18 protein-coding genes are annotated in these 17378 nt (G+C 67.2%); 2 read left to right on the top strand and 16 right to left on the bottom strand.

From position 1 onward, the window contains the following. Positions 1-30 precede the first annotated feature (30 nt). Both erpA and ACQ4LY_RS12595 read right to left on the bottom strand, forming a co-directional pair. A complete protein-coding gene (erpA, locus tag ACQ4LY_RS12600) occupies positions 31-396 on the bottom strand; it encodes an iron-sulfur cluster insertion protein ErpA (protein WP_056307018.1) in 366 nt (121 codons plus the stop codon). 71 nt (positions 397-467) lie between these two features. Next, positions 468-1889: a dipeptidase gene (locus ACQ4LY_RS12595; RefSeq protein ID WP_431071973.1), complete on the bottom strand. Its 1422-nt coding sequence runs from the start codon at positions 1887-1889 to the stop codon at positions 468-470. A gap of 46 nt (positions 1890-1935) precedes the next feature. Here ACQ4LY_RS12595 and ACQ4LY_RS12590 point away from each other — a divergent pair, with 46 nt between their 5' ends. After that, a complete protein-coding gene (locus tag ACQ4LY_RS12590; RefSeq protein WP_056307014.1) occupies positions 1936-2523 on the top strand; it encodes a DUF3043 domain-containing protein in 588 nt (195 codons plus the stop codon). Between the two features lie 71 nt (positions 2524-2594). Here ACQ4LY_RS12590 and ACQ4LY_RS12585 read toward each other — a convergent pair whose 3' ends face one another. From ACQ4LY_RS12585 to ACQ4LY_RS12550, 8 genes are all read right to left on the bottom strand, one after another. Beyond that, positions 2595-3617, bottom strand: coding sequence for a quinone-dependent dihydroorotate dehydrogenase (locus tag ACQ4LY_RS12585; protein WP_431071971.1), 1023 nt, complete (start codon positions 3615-3617; stop codon positions 2595-2597). 10 nt (positions 3618-3627) lie between these two features. After that, positions 3628-4098 (bottom strand): transcriptional regulator NrdR, encoded by a 471-nt coding sequence (gene nrdR, locus ACQ4LY_RS12580; RefSeq protein ID WP_056307011.1) that lies wholly within the window; start codon positions 4096-4098, stop codon positions 3628-3630. Between the two features lie 10 nt (positions 4099-4108). Continuing rightward, on the bottom strand, positions 4109-5416 hold the full coding sequence (gene hisD / locus ACQ4LY_RS12575; RefSeq protein ID WP_431075682.1) for a histidinol dehydrogenase: 1308 nt from the start codon (positions 5414-5416) through the stop codon (positions 4109-4111). Beyond that, complete coding sequence (locus ACQ4LY_RS12570) at positions 5416-6810, bottom strand: hypothetical protein (protein ID WP_431071969.1); 1395 nt, start codon at positions 6808-6810, stop codon at positions 5416-5418. The genes hisD and ACQ4LY_RS12570 overlap by 1 nt, the downstream gene beginning before the upstream one ends. A gap of 116 nt (positions 6811-6926) precedes the next feature. After that, the gene (gene dnaE, locus ACQ4LY_RS12565) at positions 6927-10445 is read right to left on the bottom strand and encodes a DNA polymerase III subunit alpha (protein WP_431071967.1); all 3519 of its coding nucleotides are present in this window, start codon (positions 10443-10445) and stop codon (positions 6927-6929) included. Between the two features lie 75 nt (positions 10446-10520). Further along, positions 10521-11585, bottom strand: a complete 1065-nt coding sequence (locus tag ACQ4LY_RS12560; protein WP_431071965.1) for a hypothetical protein — start codon at positions 11583-11585, stop codon at positions 10521-10523. Between the two features lie 70 nt (positions 11586-11655). Beyond that, entirely contained in the window at positions 11656-12243 is a 588-nt protein-coding gene (locus ACQ4LY_RS12555; RefSeq protein ID WP_431071963.1) for an RNA polymerase sigma factor, read from the bottom strand. Between the two features lie 31 nt (positions 12244-12274). Next, on the bottom strand, positions 12275-12874 hold the full coding sequence (locus ACQ4LY_RS12550) for a GNAT family N-acetyltransferase (protein ID WP_431071961.1): 600 nt from the start codon (positions 12872-12874) through the stop codon (positions 12275-12277). A gap of 56 nt (positions 12875-12930) precedes the next feature. On the opposite strand from ACQ4LY_RS12550, the gene ACQ4LY_RS12545 reads away from it, so the two are divergent. Continuing rightward, positions 12931-13530 carry a TetR/AcrR family transcriptional regulator gene (locus ACQ4LY_RS12545; RefSeq protein WP_431071959.1) on the top strand — a complete coding sequence of 200 codons (600 nt, stop codon included), beginning with the start codon at positions 12931-12933 and terminating at the stop codon, positions 13528-13530. A 5-nt stretch (positions 13531-13535) separates the two neighbouring features. Here ACQ4LY_RS12545 and ACQ4LY_RS12540 read toward each other — a convergent pair whose 3' ends face one another. The 6 genes from ACQ4LY_RS12540 to ACQ4LY_RS12515 form a co-directional block, all read right to left on the bottom strand. Further along, positions 13536-14456, bottom strand: a complete 921-nt coding sequence (locus tag ACQ4LY_RS12540; RefSeq protein WP_431071957.1) for an RluA family pseudouridine synthase — start codon at positions 14454-14456, stop codon at positions 13536-13538. A gap of 2 nt (positions 14457-14458) precedes the next feature. Next, positions 14459-15109 carry a signal peptidase II gene (lspA, locus tag ACQ4LY_RS12535; RefSeq protein ID WP_056306998.1) on the bottom strand — a complete coding sequence of 217 codons (651 nt, stop codon included), beginning with the start codon at positions 15107-15109 and terminating at the stop codon, positions 14459-14461. Between the two features lie 9 nt (positions 15110-15118). Next, positions 15119-15721 carry a DivIVA domain-containing protein gene (locus ACQ4LY_RS12530; protein ID WP_431071955.1) on the bottom strand — a complete coding sequence of 201 codons (603 nt, stop codon included), beginning with the start codon at positions 15719-15721 and terminating at the stop codon, positions 15119-15121. Positions 15722-15875: 154 nt separating this feature from the next. Continuing rightward, positions 15876-16175, bottom strand: a complete 300-nt coding sequence (locus ACQ4LY_RS12525) for a YggT family protein (protein ID WP_235559839.1) — start codon at positions 16173-16175, stop codon at positions 15876-15878. A gap of 3 nt (positions 16176-16178) precedes the next feature. Next, complete coding sequence (locus ACQ4LY_RS12520; RefSeq protein ID WP_056306994.1) at positions 16179-16658, bottom strand: cell division protein SepF; 480 nt, start codon at positions 16656-16658, stop codon at positions 16179-16181. Between the two features lie 43 nt (positions 16659-16701). Continuing rightward, positions 16702-17340: a YggS family pyridoxal phosphate-dependent enzyme gene (locus ACQ4LY_RS12515; RefSeq protein WP_431075681.1), complete on the bottom strand. Its 639-nt coding sequence runs from the start codon at positions 17338-17340 to the stop codon at positions 16702-16704. Between the last annotated feature and the right edge of the window lie 38 nt (positions 17341-17378).

The raw sequence follows: 17378 nt of genomic DNA, 5'->3' as shown, positions 1-17378 counted from the left end.
CAACCACGCAGGTTGGCGGAGGGGTTCGGATCAGTGGAAGCTGTCTCCACAGGCGCAGCTGCCCGCGGCGTTCGGGTTGTCGATCGTGAAGCCCTGCTCCGAGATCGTGTCCTTGAAGTCGATCGATGCGCCGTCGAGATACGGAACGCTCATGTTGTCGATGATGACCTCGACTCCGTCGAAGTCGACAGTCTCGTCGCCCTCGAGGTAGCGCTCGTCGAAGTACAGCTGGTAGATCAGGCCCGAGCATCCACCGGGCTGGACGGCGACGCGCAGACGCAGGTCGTCGCGGCCCTCCTGCTCGAGGAGGTTCTTGACCTTCGTGGCCGCGGCGTCGGTCAGCTTCACGCCGTGCGCCTGGGTGGTCTCTGCTGCAGTCAGTGTGGTGTCGCTCATGTCGCTCCTTGTGACGGGCCGCGCTCGCACGGCTGGTGACTCGATTTTACCCTCCGGCGGGCGGAACGGGCTCAGATGATGATGTCGTTCATGCGGGAGAGGAGAAGCGCCTCGGTGGCGACCGCGTGGCGGAAGGTGTCGAGGTGCAGGGATTCGTTGGGGCTGTGCGCCCTGGAGTGGGGGTCCTCGACGCCGGTGACCAGGATCTGCGCGGCAGGGAACTCCCGCACGAGGTCGGCGATGAAGGGGATCGATCCGCCGACACCGAGGTCGATCGGTGCGACACCGTAGCCGTCGCGCATCGCATCGCGCGTGAGCGCGACGGCCCAGCCGCTCGTGTCCACCAGGAATCCGTTGCCCAGGTCGACGTCGGAGAACGTCAGCTCTGCGCCGAACGGGGCGTGCGCGCGCAGGTGCGCCTCGAGGGCGGCGTAGGCCTCCTCACCGGACTGGCCGGGGGCGACTCGGGCGCTCACGACGACCGTCACCTCGGGCAGGAGCGTGTTGGACGCCGCCTCGACGCTCGTCGCGTCGATGCCGATGACGGTGACGGCCGGCTTGTTCCAGATCCGGCTGAGGATCGTACCGCCTCCGATCGGCGAGGTGCCCGGCAGGAGCCCAGCCTCATCGCGGAGGGTCTCCTCGCCGTAGTCGGGTGTGGGAGCATCCCGCTCCGTCATCCCCTCGACCGCGACCGATCCGTCGTCGTTCCACAGGGTGGAGAGCATCTTGACCGTCGCCATCATCGCGTCGGGCACTGCTCCACCGAACATCCCCGAGTGGGATGCGTGATCGAGGGTGCGCACCCGCACTGTGAACCGCGCGTTCCCACGAAGAGACACCGTCAGACCCGGTGTGACCGAATCCCAGTTGCCGGAGTCGGCGACCACGATCGCGTCTGCGCGGAGCGCCTCCTTGTTGTCCGCGAGGAATTGCGCGAACGAACGCGATCCGTACTCCTCTTCGCCTTCGATGAACATCGCGATCCCCAGTTCGAGGTCGTCGCCGATCACCTCGGCGACCGCGCGGATCGAGGCGATGTGCGCCATGATCCCGGCCTTGTCGTCGGCCGCTCCGCGCCCGTACAGGCGTCCGTCGCGAACGGTCGGCTCGAACGGCGGCGTCTCCCACAGCGCGTCGTCACCGGGGGGCTGCACGTCGTGGTGTGCATAGAGCAGGATGGTGGGCTTGCCGTTGCGCGCGGCACGCGTGGCGAGCACCGCCGGCTGCCCGTGCTCGTCGGTGCCGGGGACAGCCGCCCGGAGGATGCGGACCTCGTCGAACACTCCGGTGTCGGTCGCCAGAGCGGCGACGGCCTCCGAGCTGCGCTCCAGCTGCGTCTGGTCGAAAGCCGGCCAGGCCATGCCGGGGATGCGCACGAGCCGACCGAGGTCGCTCAGCGCCGCGGGGAAGCCTGTCGATGCCGCTTCGAGGACGGCGGGTTCGCGGTCGCTGGACAGATTCTGGTCACCGGGCTGGGCAGGAGATGTCATGCGAGTAATCTTAAGGTGATCCACCTTCACTGAACCGAGGAACCTCGTGGCCACTTCTCCTGTCTCCCCTCCGACGAACGACGACGCCTCCGAGACGCCAGGCTCGGGTAAGGGACGCCCGACGCCGACCCGGGCCGAGCAGGAGGCCGCACGCCGACGCCCTCTCGTCGCGAACACCAAGGAGGCCAAGGCCGCAGCCCGCGCCGAGCTCAACGAGCGGCGCAACCGCGCGCAGGCAGGTCTCGCCGCCGGTGAGGAGAAGTTCCTTCCCGCCCGCGACAAGGGCCCGCAGCGCCGCTGGGTGCGTGACTACGTGGACGCCGGATGGCACCCCGCGGAGTTCGTGATGGGCGTGATGGTGCTCGTGATCCTCATCTCGCTGCTCCCCGCAAACCTCGCGATCGGCGGTTTCGCCATCGCCGGCTGGGCCTACCTGGTCATGATGGCCTACCTGATCCTCGCGATCGGCGGTATGGTCCTCCTCGGCTTCCGCGTCAAGCGCAAGATCGCTGCGAAGTTCGGCCAGGAGCGCATGGAGCGCGGCCTCGGCTGGTACGCCGCAATGCGGTCGCTGCAGATGCGCTTCATGCGCCTGCCGAAGGCTCAGGTCAAGCGCGGCGACTACCCCGCCTGACACCCTTCATACAGAAGAGGCGTCTCCTGCTCTCACGAGCACGAGACGCCTCTTCTGCGTTTCCGGTGATCTCAGCGGCGCACCAGGCCCCTGTTGAGCTCGCGTCCCCAGAACGGGCCCCGGTAGAGGAAGGCCGTGTATCCCTGCACGAGGGTCGCCCCGGCGGCGAGTCGCTCCTGCACGTCGGCGGGAGTCTCCACTCCCCCGACGGCGATCACACAGAAGTCCTCGGGGACCGCGGTACGGACGAGCCGGAGCACCTGCAGCGAACGCTCCTTGAGGGGCGCACCGGAGAGGCCGCCGGCCCCCGCCGCCGCGACCGTCGCGGCGTCGGTGGTGAGGCCTTCCCGGCTGATCGTGGTGTTGTGGGCGATGATCCCCGAAAGTCCCTCGTCGACGGCGAGCTTCGCGATCGCCGTGATCTCGTCGTCCGCGAGGTCGGGGGCGATCTTGACGAGCAGCGGCGTGGCTCCCGATGCCGCGCGCACGGCCCTCAGCAGTGGAGCCAGGGTCTCGACGGCCTGCAGACCTCGAAGGCCGGGCGTGTTGGGCGACGACACGTTGACCGCGAGGTAGTCGGCGAGCGGTGCGAGCCTGGTCGCGGACGCGACGTAATCGGCTGTCGCATCCTCGACGTCGACGACCCTGCTCTTGCCGATGTTGACACCGATCACGGTGTCCGGGGCGCCCCTCCGCAACTTCGCGAGTCGCCGCGCGGCGGCATCCGCACCCTCGTTGTTGAAGCCCATGCGGTTGATGACGGCCCGGTCGGCGACGAGCCGGAAGAGCCGAGGCTTGGGGTTCCCCTCCTGCGGGATCGCCGTCACGGTGCCGACCTCGACGTGCCCGAATCCGAGCGCCGCGAGCCCGCGAACACCGATCGCGTTCTTGTCGAAGCCCGCGGCGATGCCGAACGGCGACGAGAAGGTCAGCCCGAGCGCCTCGACGCGCAGCGACGGGTCGGGCTTCGTGAGCGCGCGCGTCGCCCAGGAGAACGGGGGCACACCGAGTACGCGGATCACCGCCATCCCGGCGTGGTGGGCGAACTCAGGGTCGAAGCGCGACAGGACAGCGCGAAAGAGCAGCGGATACATCCCTGCCAGATTACCGGTCGACGGGCTCCGGCTTCACGTGGTCGGCGCGGAGATCGGTGATCGCGCTCTCGAAGTCCTCGAGCGAGTCGAACGCCTGATAGACGCTCGCGAACCGCAGGTAGGCGACCTCGTCGAGATCGCGGAGCGGACCGAGGATCGCGAGGCCGATCTCGTTCGTGTCGAGCTGCGAGACGCCGGTCTGCCGCACGGCCTCCTCCACCCTCTGAGCGAGGATGGCCAGGTCGGCCTCGGTCACGGGCCGACCCTGGCATGCCTTGCGCACACCGGAGATGACCTTCTCGCGGCTGAACGGCTCCATGACGCCCGATCGCTTGATGACGTTGAGGCTCGCCGTCTCGGTCGTCGTGAACCGACCGCCGCACTCGGGGCACTGCCGTCGTCTGCGGATCGACAGACCGTCGTCGCTGGTGCGGGAGTCGATGACCCGAGAGTCCGAGTGACGGCAGAAGGGGCAGTGCATCTGACCGATCCTACGCCGTGAAACGAGCCTCGATCGCCTCGCCGTGCGCGGGAAGCACTTCGGTGTTGGCGAGTGCGACGACCCCGGCGCGGACTTCGGCGAGGGCGGCGCGATCGTACGAGATCACCTGCTGCGGGCGGAGGAACGTGTAGGCGCCGAGGCCGGGTGCATAGCGCGCCTGTCCCCCGGTGGGGAGGACATGGTTGCTGCCCGCCATGTAGTCCCCGAGGCTCACGGGCGTGTGGTCGCCCACGAAGACAGCACCGGCGCTGGTGAACGCGGCGGCCGCGGTCTCGGCATCGTCGAGGTGCAGCTCCAGGTGCTCCGGCGCGTATGCGTTGCTGAACGCGGTGGCCATGGCTCGGTCGTCGACGAGAACGACCGCGGACTGCGGGCCGTCGAGCGCTGCCGCCACACGGGTGGCGTGGCGTGTCGAGGCGGCCTGCCTGGTGACCTCGGACACCACGCGGTCTGCGAGCTCCTCCGAATCGGTCACGAGGACCGCCGACGCCTGCTCGTCGTGCTCCGCCTGGCTCACGAGGTCGGCGGCGATCAGTCGCGGGTCCGCGGCCGAGTCCGCGACGACGAGGATCTCGGTGGCCCCGGCCTCGGAATCGGTGCCGACGACACCGGCCACAGCCCTCTTCGCCGAGGCGACGTAGTTGTTCCCCGGCCCCGAGAGCACATCGACCGGATCGAGACCGATGCCGGCGACACCGTGCGCGAATGCTCCGATGGCCCCCGCCCCGCCCATCGCATAGACCTCCGTGATGCCGAGAAGTCCGGCCGCGGCGAGGATCGTCGGGTGGACGCGTCCGTCCTGGTCCTCCTGCGGAGGGGATGCGAGCGCAATCTGCTCGACTCCGGCCACCTGCGCCGGGACCACGTTCATGATGACGCTGGACGGATACACCGCCTTGCCTCCGGGAATATAGACGCCTGCACGGTGCACGGGCTGCCAGCGCTGGGTGATCTTGGCGCCGGTACCGATCTCGGTGATCTGGGGTGCGGGAACCTGGGCGGCCGAGGCGATGCGCACTCGACGGATCGCCTCCTCGAGCGCAGCACGGACCTCCGGTGCCAGGATCTCGAGGGCATCGGCGATGTGCTGGGCCGGCACTCGGAGTTCGTGTCCGGAGACGCGGTCGAACCTGTCGGCCTGCTCGCGGAGCGCCTCTTCGCCGCGCGCACGCACGTCCTCGACGATCCGCGCCGCCGTGTCGAGTGCCTCGGCACGTGCCTGGGTGGCTCGCGGCACGGCCGCGAGCATGTCAGCCGGCGAGAGCTCGCGCCCCCGCAGATCGATCGTGCGCAAGATCAGCCCTTCGTGATGTCTGCGATGTCGTGAAGGTAGCCGATGCGACCGTCGTCGTGTCGCACGACGTAGGCACCGCCACGGTCTTCGATGACGAGAGCCCAGGCGTTCGGACCGATCTGGAAGATCGCCTCGCCTCGCTCGTCGTGCACGTCGCGTTCGGTCGGAGCGAGCACCCAGAACGGCTGCGCGGCAGGGGAAGTGTATGCGTCGTTCGCGGGTACGTCGGTGGGTTCGTCGACGGCGGGGAACGCTGTGGTCTCGGGAGATGAGACGTCCTGAGCCGTCGCACCCAGAAGTGACTCGATGCTTCCGGTGTCTGAGACGATCTCGGGCTCCTGGCCTCGGCTGCTGCGAGAGTAGGCCGGGGCGTAGTCCTCATCGGACGTCGTCTGCTCGGTGCCCGTCCCGCCACCGGATGCGTGCGCGGCGAGGGGCACGTGGTCGGCCAGGTCGAGCCGGGCGACCTCGTCGGTCGCCTGCTGCCCGGAGAGCTCGACGTCGAGGCCGCCCGCGGGGAACGCCTGCGTGGTGTGCGACGCAGGTTCGGTGCGAGGGGCGGCTTCGTGTGACCCGGTCGTGTCTGGCTCGTACCCGGTCGATGCGGGCGCGTGCTGCTCGGTCGATGCGGGCGCGTACTGCTCGGTCTCATCGGACGCATACTGAGCGTTCGTGTCGGACGCGTACCCCGCCGTGGCGAGTGACGCACCCGCCGCGGAGTCGCCGGCGGATTCCGAGAACGTCTCGGAGGTCGTGTTCGCCACCGGTTCCGGCTCGGGTCGCGGCCTCGGGATGACCGGGCGCACGGGGTTCGCGTTGCGGTGTGCGAGGGTGACGAGCCTGCCGTGGAAGTCTTCTCTGAGCCCAGGGACCAGTGGCGCGAACACTGTGAGAGTGACGAGCGCCAGCGACGCGATGAGCTGGACGATGCCGCTCCAGGAGAGAGCGAAGATGCCGAACTCGATGGCGAAGGCGACTGCATTCCACAGCGCTCCGACCCAGAAGACGGCTGCGACGGAGAAGGCGACGGACGCGAACTGGTCGATCCCGAGGGATCCGACCCGGCGGATGCCGTCCGGCGAGAAGCGCCGCAGGATCAGCAGGAAGACCGCGACGGTCGGCACACCGATCGGGAGGATCCACTGGATGCCGGTGCTCCAGATCGAGGCGTCGACGGCGTGTGGGAAGAAAGAGGAGACGAATGCGATGAGCCAGACGCCGACGATCAGCAGCTCACGCAGGGTGAACCCGAGGATGCCGAACTCCGGCGTCACCTCGTCGTCGTAGAGGACGCCGTCGTCGTCGGAGAAGACCTCGTCGACCGTGGACTCGGAGGCCACGACTGTGCCGTCTGCATCCGAGCCGTCATTGTTCAGGAAGGGGGATTCCGTGCTCATGGGGGTGGTCCTTTCGCCACGGTGCAGAGCCTCTGACGCCCTGCACCCGAACGCGTCCTGATACTACCCGGTGCATCCGGGAGGACGTCATCGGGCGACTCGTGTATGGGGTCAGGTCAGCCGAGACAGCTCGGTCCGAGGAGGGACTTGAGATCACCGAACAGGTCTGCGGAGACCTTCACGGGCATCGGCACGTCGAACACTTTCGCCGTGCCGCCGCGATGTACGCGCAGCACCACCTCGGTGTCTCCGTTGTGCCGGCGCAGGACCTCGGCGAGCTCGTTCATGACCCGCTCGGTCGCTCTCTGCTCAGCCAACACGAGTGCAAGCGGGCCTGCCGCATCGAATGAGCCGACGTCGGGTGCGAATGCCGATTGCGCGTGGAGGTTGAGCCCGTCGTCGCGCTTCGAGACGCGTCCGCGGACGGCCAGGATCGAGTCCTGCTGGAGGATGTGCTGGAACTCGGTGTAGGTCTTGCCCATGAACATGACCGTCACCTCGCCGTTGAAGTCCTCGACGGTGATCATGCCGTACGGGTTGCCGCTCGCCTTCGCCACGCGGTGCTGGACGCTGGTGACGAGCCCGGCGACCGTGACCTGTTCGCCGTCCTGCATCTCCTCGGAATTGATGAGGTTGTGGATCGAGATCGACGCATGCTTCGCGAGAGGCACTTCGAGCCCTGCGAGCGGGTGGTCGGAGACGTACAGGCCGAGCATCTCGCGCTCGAATGCGAGCTTGTCCTTCTTGATCCACTCCGGCCGCGCGGGAACCTTGGCCGGCGCCACTTCGTCCATGCCGTCGTACAGGCTGTCGAAGTCGAAGCCGATCGCGCCCTGCGCTTCGTTCCGCTTGCGATCGACGGCGGCTTCGACGGCATCCTCGTGGATCTCCAGCAGTGCCCGGCGGGAGTCGCCCATCGAGTCGAAGGCGCCTGCCTTGATCAGCGACTCGACGGTGCGCTTGTTCGAGACGTGCAGTGGCACCTTGTCGAGGAAGTGGTGGAACGAGGTGAAGCGCTCGTCCTTGCGCGACTTCACGATGCCCTCGACGACGTTGCTGCCGACGTTTCGCACGGCGCCTAGCCCGAATCGGATGTCGTCGCCGACGGCGGCGAAGTAGTTGATGGATTCGGAGACGTCAGGCGGGAGCACCTTGATGCCCATCCGGCGGCACTCGTTCAGATACAGCGCCATCTTGTCTTTCGAGTCGCCGACGCTGGTGAGCAGTGCGGCCATGTACTCGGCGGGATAGTGGGCCTTGAGGTATGCGGTCCAGTAGGACACGACGCCGTAGGCGGCCGAGTGGGCTTTGTTGAAGGCGTAGTCCGAGAACGGAAGCAGGATCTCCCAGATGGCGTTGACTGCTCCGTCTGAGTAGCCGTTCGCGTGCATGCCGGCCTGGAAGCCCTCGAACTGCTTGTCCAGCTCGGACTTCTTCTTCTTGCCCATCGCTCGGCGGAGGATGTCGGCCTGACCGAGCGAGAATCCGGCCACGCGCTGGGCGATGGCCATGACCTGCTCTTGATAGATGATCAGGCCGTAAGACTCGTCGAGGATGTCCGCAAGCGATTCGGTGAACTCCGGATGGATCGGCGTGATGGGCTGCTGGCCGTTCTTTCGCAGCGCGTAGTTCGTGTGGGAGTTCGCACCCATGGGCCCTGGACGATAGAGCGCGATGAGGGCCGAGATGTCACCGAAGTTGTCGGGACGCATCAGACGCATGAGCGACCGCATGGGCCCGCCGTCGAGCTGGAAGACGCCGAGCGATTCACCACGACCGAGTAGATCGTAGGCCCCGCGGTCGTCGAGCTCGAGGTGCTCGAGGTCGAGCTCCTCTCCCCTGTTGGTGCGGATGTTGTCGAGCGCGTCCGAGATGATCGTGAGGTTGCGCAGCCCCAGGAAGTCCATCTTGATCAGGCCGAGCGACTCGCATGACGGGTAGTCGAACTGCGTGACGATCTGGCCGTCCTGCTCGCGACGCATGATCGGGATGATGTCGAGCAGCGGTTCGGACGACATGATCACACCGGCGGCGTGGACGCCCCACTGCCGCTTCAGCCCCTCGAGCCCGAGGGCGCGATCGAACACCGTCTTCGCCTCGGGGTCGGTCTCGATCAGCGCACGGAACTCGCTCGCCTCCTTGTAGCGCGGGTGCGCGGAGTCGAACATGCCGTCGAGCGGCATGTCCTTGCCCATCACGGGCGGCGGCATGGCCTTGGTCAGTCGCTCACCCATGCTGAAGGGGAAGCCGAGCACTCGCCCGGCGTCCTTCAGCGCCTGCTTCGACTTGATCGTGCCGTAGGTGACGATCTGCGCGACGCGCTCGGAGCCGTACTTCTTGGTCACGTAGTCGATGACCTCGCCACGACGACGATCATCGAAGTCGACGTCGAAGTCGGGCATCGAGACGCGGTCGGGGTTGAGGAAACGCTCGAAGATGAGGCCGTGCTCGAGCGGGTCGAGGTCGGTGATCTTCATGGCGTAGGCGACCATCGATCCGGCACCGGAACCACGACCGGGACCGACGCGGATGCCGTTGTCCTTCGCCCAGTTGATGAAGTCGGCGACGACGAGGAAGTAGCCCGGGAAACCCATCTGCAGGATGATGTCGGTCTCGTACTCGGCCTGCTTGCGCACCTTGTCGGGGATGCCGCTCGGGTACCGGTAGTGGAGACCCGCTTCGACCTCCTTGATGAGCCAGCTGTCTTCCGTCTCGCCGTCCGGCACCGGGAAGCGCGGCATGTAGTTCGCCGCGGTGTTGAACTCGACCTCGCAGCGTTCGGCGATGAGCAGCGTGTTGTCGCAGGCCTCGGGGTGGTCGCGGAACAGCTGACGCATCTCTGCGGCCGTCTTGATGTAGTACCCGTCTCCGTCGAACTTGAAGCGGTTCGGGTCGTCGAGCGTCGAGCCGGACTGCACACACAGCAGCGCCGCGTGCGCATCGGCCTCGTGCTGGTGGGTGTAGTGAGAGTCGTTGGTGCCGACGAGCGGGATGTTGAGGTCTTTCGCGAGGCGGATCAGATCGGTCATGACCCGACGCTCGATCGAGAGGCCGTGATCCATGATCTCGGCGAAGTAGTTCTCCTTGCCGAACAGATCCTGGAACTCCGCTGCCGCCGCGCGAGCCGCGTCGTACTGACCGAGTCGCAGCCTCGTCTGGATCTCACCAGACGGGCATCCGGTCGTGGCGATCAGTCCCTTGCCGTAGGTCTGGAGGAGCTCCCGATCCATTCGGGGCTTGAAGTAGTAGCCCTCCATGCTCGACAGCGAGCTGAGCCGGAACAGGTTGTGCATGCCCTGCGTGCTCTCACTCCACATCGTCATGTGGGTGTACGCGCCGGAACCCGACACGTCGTCGCTCTTCTGATCGGGAGACCCCCACTGCACGCGCGTCTTGTCACTGCGGTGCGTGCCGGGGGTGACGTAGGCCTCGAGTCCGATGATCGGCTTGACGCCCGCGGCGTTGGCCGCCTTGTAGAACTCGAAGGCCGCGAAGGTGTTGCCGTGATCGGTCACCGCGATGGCCGGCATGTCGTAATCCGCAGCGGCTTGGGTCATCGCCGCGATCTTCGCCGCCCCGTCGAGCATCGAGTACTCGCTGTGCACGTGCAGGTGGACGAAGGAGTCGGATGCCATGCCTTCGATTCTACTTTCGGCGTCCGACATCGGGCGCCGGCGCGTCCGCCGCCCGCCTCGATGTCGGCATCGTCATCACGGGAGCCCGTCCACCACGCTGACCGCGTAGATCATGCGAGAATTCGGGACCTCGGCAGGAACGATGCCCTCACCCACATCCGACGTGTACGTCGTCTCCCTGATGTCGCCGGTCGCCATGTCGATCGTCACAGTGAACCGCGTCAGTGAGGAATCCGAGGGATCAGACGCCCACCCGAAACGAGACTCGAACGTGAGGGTGCGTGCTCCTCCCGTCTGTTCCTCGCCGACAGTTGATCCGGGGAGCAGACTGAGCGCTCGGTACATCGTGGCCCGGACCTCCGGCGGACCCGCGTTGTACGAGAGCAACCCGATGAGGGTCCAGCCGACCTCGAAGTCCTCCCCTCCCGGTCGCTCAGGTTCCACCTGACCCCGGATCCAGTTCACCATTTCTTCTGGGTCGTCGGGCATCGCCGCGAAGAAGGAGGCGAGATCGCTTGCGCCGCCGACGGACCACGGCGCGAAGACGTCATAGGGCTCGACCTGAGGGCGCGATCCGAGCATCCCCGGGATCACCTGAGCTCCTGCCTCGGCCTCTGCGCCGTCGCCGAAGCTCGACAGGAGCTCCGATCGCCCCATCGACCCGTACCATCGGCTCGCCAGATCAGCAGGAATGTACTGTGTCCCGCGAGCACCCACCAGCCACGCGCTTGTCGCGGTGTCCCGCGACCCTCCCCATCCAGGCGTCGCCCAGGAACCGAAGGCGTCCTCATACACGTACAGCTCCTCAGTCGTCCACTCACGACGGAGATACTGGCCGGGCGCGAGTGCCGGAGACACGAACTCGGCCGCGGCCACCGCCGCACCACGCAGCACCTCGGCCGGTGTCTCCTCCGCCGGCGGCTCGGGAGAGGGCTCAGACGTCACGCTCGGCTGCAGCGACGTTCCGGGCTCCCGCGTCGGTACCGCTTCGATCGTCGGTGCCGGACTCGTCAACCCGTTCGCCACGAGAACCCCGACGGTCACCGCGGCGGCCGCCCCCGCCAGCCCACCCGCGATGATCCATGGCCGCCGTGATGCCCGCGACGTCGCCGGACGCCGCTCGGCCTCGATCGCGCTCATCAGGCGCAAGCGTGCAGAACTGAGATCGAGGTCCTCGGCCTCTCTCACAGGCTTGGTCAGCTGTACCCTCTCAAACACGTCCATGGACTTCTCCGCTCTGCTGCTTCTCGAATGCCTGGACCCTTCGAGCGGGATCCAACCGTCTGCGTACTCTGTTCAGACGCGAACGCACGGTGCCGACGGGCACAGACAGCACCTCCGCGACCTGCTCATAACTCAACCCGTGCCAGGCGTGCAGAAGCAGCGTCTCCCGATCTTTGGGGGCGAGCGCAGCGATCCTCGCTCGGAGCGCACGCACTTCACGTTCCGCGTCGACCCGCCGCATCGCGTCGTCCAGTCCGCCGAGCGTCGCGTGCTCCTCACCGGCGGCCACGGCGGCGAATGACCGCCAGTGCTTGGCCTCGACCACTCGGTGCCGACGGATCAGAGTGGAGGCGATTCCGAGCAGCCAGGGCAGGGCCGACTCCCTGCTCACGTCGAAGTCCGCCCTGCGGCGGAAAGCCACGAGAAAGGTCTCACTGAGCACGTCCTCGGCGGCACTCCGACCGATGCGATAGGTCGCGAAAGCGTTCACCGCGCGGGCGTGTCGGTCGAACAGCTCGGCGAAGGCCGACTGCTGATCCAGCGACCGCCGGATGATCTCACTGTCTGTGCTCACACTGTGTATTGCCTCTGAGCGTCGACGCGGTTCACGATTTCTTCGACGACTTCTTCGACTTCGTCAGATCGAGTCTCATCAGCACCCGGGGGAAGCCGTCGAGCACCGACTCGGTGTCGGCGGCCCTGGTGAAGCCCGCCGCCTCGAACAGGCTTCGCGTGCCGACGTACGCCATGGTGAGATTCACCTTCTCACCCCGGTTGTCGACGGGATATCCCTCGATCGCCGGGGCACCGCGCTTCGTCGCGTAGGCCACGGCGCCCTCGATCAGCGCATGCGAGATGCCCTGCTTGCGGTGTCCCGGCCTGACCCGGATGCACCACAGCGACCACACGTCGAGATCGTCGACCTTCGGGATCAGTCTGTTCCGAGCGAAACTCGTGTCGCTGCGCGGATGCACCGCCGCCCACCCGACCGGTTCGTCGTCGAGGTAGGCGATCACGCCGGGAGGCGGGTCCTGATGGCAGAGCTCACGCACCCGATCCGCGCGCTGGGAGCCCCGCAGCTCGTTGTTCTCTTTACTGCCGATCCGATAGCTCAGGCAGAAGCACACGTTCGACGTCGGCTTCTTCGGGCCGACGAGAGCAGCCACGTCACCGAACTCGGTCGCCGGTCGCACCTCGATGCTCATGCGCCCAGTCTGGACCACCCCAGGGACATCGCCTAGACGCTCAGTAGGCTTCAGACATGCCCCCAGAGCGCCGCTCTCGCCTCAGCCCCGCAGAACGCCGGGCGCAGCTGATCGCGATCGGCGTGGGCTTCCTCGCTGAGCATCCGCTCGAAGAGCTCACGATCGACGAACTCGCTGTACGAGCGGGCGTCTCGAAGGCGCTCGTCTTCCACTACTTCGAGAGTCGTCGGGGCGTCGAACGCGCGATCGTCACCACCGCGCGGGACAGCCTGCTCCTCGCCACGGAACCGCGCCTCGACCTGCCACCCCGCGAACGGATCAGCGACACCCTTCTTCGCATCGCCGGCTTCGTCAGAGACCACAGCGGCACGTTCTCGTCGCTCGTTCGGGGTGTGGCCAGCGGCGACCCCGCGGTCCGGGCGATCGTCGACGAATCGCGCGAGTTGAACGCCGCGCGCCTGCGCGAGGCGTTCCAGGAGCTCGGCGCGCCGGACACCCCGGCGCTGAGAGTGGCGTTTCGCGCCTGGGTCTCATTCACCGAGGAAGCACTCCTCGAGCTGGTGGTCGACCGCCAGGTCGACGCCGTCCCGGTGGTCGATTTCCTCGAGGCCACGCTCGACAGCGTGGTCGCCGCCGCCGGCGACGCCCGATTCTGACCGCGCTACTCGCCTCGCAGGACCGCCAGAGCGTGCTCGAAGTCCGCAGGGTACGCCGACTCGAACTGCACCCGCTCCCCCGTCGCCGGGTGTGAGAATGCGAGCTTGTGCGCATGCAGCCATTGGCGGGTGAGACCGAGCTTCGCCGACAGCGTGGGGTCTGCACCGTAGAGCGGATCGCCGACGCACGGATGCCGGAGCGCGGCCATGTGCACGCGGATCTGGTGCGTGCGACCGGTCTCGAGATGGATCTCGAGGAGCGAGGCGCCCGGGAACGCCTCGAGCGTCTCGTACTGGGTCACCGAGGGCTTGCCGTCAGAGACGACCGCGAACTTCCACGAGTGATTCGGGTGCCGACCGATCGGCGCGTCGATCGTGCCCGTGAACGGATCGGGGTGCCCCTGCACGACCGCGTGGTAGATCTTCTCGACCGTGCGCTCCTTGAAGGCGTGCTTGAGCGCTGTGTAGGCCGACTCGCTCTTGGCGACGACCATCAGCCCGCTGGTGCCGACGTCGAGGCGATGCACGACGCCCTGACGTTCGGGCGCACCGCTCGTGGCGACACGGAACCCTGCGGCGGCGAGGGCACCCACCACCGTGGGGCCCTCCCAGCCGACAGACGGGTGGGCGGCGACGCCTGTGGGCTTGTCGATCACCACGATGTCGTCATCGTCGTAGACGATCCCGAGTTCGGGTACCGCGATCGGGATGATCCTCGGCTCCTCTTTCGGCTGCCACTCCACTTCGAGCCATCCGCCGCCGCGAAGACGATCGGACTTGTCGAGTGTGACGCCGTCGAGACGCACGCCGCCGGCTGCGGCGACATCCGCGGCGAAGGTCCGGGAGAAGCCGAGCATCTTCGCCAAGGCGGCGTCGACGCGCGTTCCCTCCAGCCCGTCAGGAACGGGAAGGGAGCGGAACTCCACGCTCAGCGCCCGTCCGACGCGGCGGCGGGCGCATCGGGAGACGTGGTGTCGGCCTGCGAGGCGTCCGTCTGCTCCACAGCATCCGCCTCTTCGGCGATCGCGACGGCCTCGGCCTCTTCGTCCGTCTCCACGGGGGCGTGGTCGCGTTCGCGCGTGCCGTCGAAACGCAGCCCGAAGACGACGAGCAGCGCCACGGAGATCATGCCCGTGACGATGAAGATGTCCGCGACGTTGAAGATCGCCGGCATCATCCACGGCATCGAGATCATGTCGACGACGTGCCCCATGGGAAAACCGGGATCGCGGAAGAGGCGATCCGTGAGGTTGCCGAGCACTCCACCGAGAAGGCAGCCGAGGACGACGGCCCAGAGCCGGGAGCGCAGACCGAAGGCCTTCCACACGATCACACCGGCGACGACCGCCAGCGCGATGGTGAAGATCCACGTGACGTCTGACCCGAGCGAGAACGCCGCACCGGGATTGCGCACGTAGTACAGCTGAAGGAACTCACCGAGCACCGGGACGGGCTCCTGCAGCGGCAGGTTCTCGGTGGTGAGGTACTTCACAAACTGATCGGCGGCCAGCACGATCGCTGCGAGAATCGCAACGATCGCGCCAGCCGCCGACCGACGAAGGGCAGGGCGTCCTGGCAAAGGGACGACCTACAGTCCGATCGCGGAGACCGGGGTCGAGTCCGTCGACGCCGACTTCTCGTCGAGGTCGCGGAGCTGGCCCTCGATGTAGCCGCGCAGCTGCGAGCGGTAGTCGCGCTCGAAGTTGCGGAGCTCGGTGATGCGAGCCTCGAGCGTGTTGCGCTCGCGCTCAAGACGTGCCGACTCTTCGCGCTGCTTGGCCTCGGCCTCGGTGCGGATGCGGTTGACCTCGCCCTCGGCGTCGGCGATGAGCTGAGCGCGCTTGGCCTCACCCTCGGCGACGTGCTCGTCATGCAGGCGCTGTGCGAGCTCGATGATGCCGGCGGTCGCGGTCGCGGAACCCGACGGAGCGGGCTCGGCCGGTGCGGCGACGGGCGCCTCTTCGACGACGGGCGCGGGGGCCTCGGCTGCGGGAGTCGCAGCAGCGACCGGCGCATCGCCGGACTCGAACGCGGCCAGCTTGGCCTTGAGCTCGACGTTCTCCTCGAGGGCCTTGCGCCACTCGATGACAATCTCGTCGAGGAAGTCGTCGACCTCGTCCGGGTCGAAGCCGTCCTTGAAGCGGACGTGCTGGAACTGCTTGGTGACGACGTCATCCGGGGTAAGTGCCATGGTGGCTCCTTCGATGAGTTCGGTTGCCAGTTTCGAGAATGGCGTGGTCGTGATGTGGCGCGAACCCGGGGCGCGCACCTGGGAGCCAAGCATAGTCCCCGCGCCTGTCAGCCGCGACGCCGCGACACTCCGCGGCGTCGAAGTCGCGCAGGATTCAGATGAAGTTGCGGACGATGCTCATGAGGATCAGCACGATCAGAATCGTGATCGAGAACCCGAAATCAAGCGAGATCGAGCCGATCCTGAGGGGTGGGATGATCCGCCGGAAGAACCGGACAGGCGGATCGGTCAGCGTGTAGACGAGCTCGGCTGCGACGAGACCCGCACCCTTGGGTCGCCACTCCCGATTGAACATCGGGATGTAGCCCAGGATCAAGCGAGCGAACAGCACCAGCAGATACAGCAGAAGCGCCAGATGGATGATGCTGGCGACGATGGAGACGACGATCCCCACGGTCTACGACTGGTCGAAGCCCGCGGACTCAGCGTCTGCGTGCGCGATTCCCCCGTGGCCCGACACAGCGATGTTCTCCGGCGAGAGCAGGAACACCTTCGAGGTGACCCGCTCGATGCGGCCGTACAGACCGAGCGAGAGACCGGATGCGAAGTCGATCAGACGGCGCGCGTCGGCGTCGCTCATCTGAGAGAGGTTGATGATGACCGGGACACCTTCGCGGAAGCTCTCGGCGATGAGCTGAGCATCGCGGTACTGCTTCGGGTGCACGGTGAGGATCTCGTTCACTGCCCCTCCTGCGGGCTGGCGCACGGCGACGGGGCGCCGCAGCGGGGTGACGGGCGCCGGAGCGGGCTCTTCCCGGTCACGGTCGCGGTCGCGATCACGTTCGCGGTGGGCGCGGGCCGGAGCCTGCTCCTCGTAAGCCTCTTCCTCGTCGGCGAGGCCGAGATACACCATGGTCTTCTTCAGCGGGTTACCCATCGTGTCCTCCGGTTCGAACGTGTCGGGCTGGTCTGTTCACAGGTTAACCCCGGTCGGGGCGGGGTCCCGTGATTGCGGAGCCGATCCGCAGGTGTGTCGCGCCGGCATCGATGGCTTCGACGAAGTCACCGGTCATGCCTGCAGAGATCCAGTCGGCGGCGGGCTCGATCTCTCGCACGCCGTCTGCGACGGCGCGCAGCCGGGCGAAGGCCGATGCGGGTTCCTCATCGAGAGGAGCCACGCCCATCACGCCTCGCAGGCGGAGCGACGGAAGGGTCAGGATGTGCTCGGCGAGCGAGCGCGCGTTGTCAGGCGCGACACCGCCTCGCCCCTCGTCGGCCGTCAGGTTGACCTGGACGAGGACGTCGAGGACGTCATCCCCCTCGGCAGCCCTGTGCAGGGCATCGGCGAGCCTGTCGCGGTCGACCGAATGCACGGCATCCGCGCTCCGCCGGATCGCGGAGGCCTTGTTGGTCTGCGCCTGTCCGATGAAATGCCAGCGGACATCGAGGCCGTCGAGCTCGCCGACCTTCGAGGAGAGCTCCTGCTGGCGGTTCTCCCCCACCTCACGCACGCCCAGCGCCTGCAGGTCGCGCACGAGCGATGCGGGATGGAACTTCGTCACGACGATCCGGGTGATCTCACCCGGATCCCGATCGGCCAGTCGCGCAGCCTCGGCGATACGTTCATCGATCGCCGAGAGCCGCGCGGCCAGACCCG

The sequence above is a fragment of the Microbacterium phyllosphaerae genome, from assembly GCF_050628115.1.
Lineage (GTDB): Bacteria > Actinomycetota > Actinomycetes > Actinomycetales > Microbacteriaceae > Microbacterium > Microbacterium phyllosphaerae_A.
This window is presented reverse-complemented; position numbering and strand designations above follow the sequence as displayed.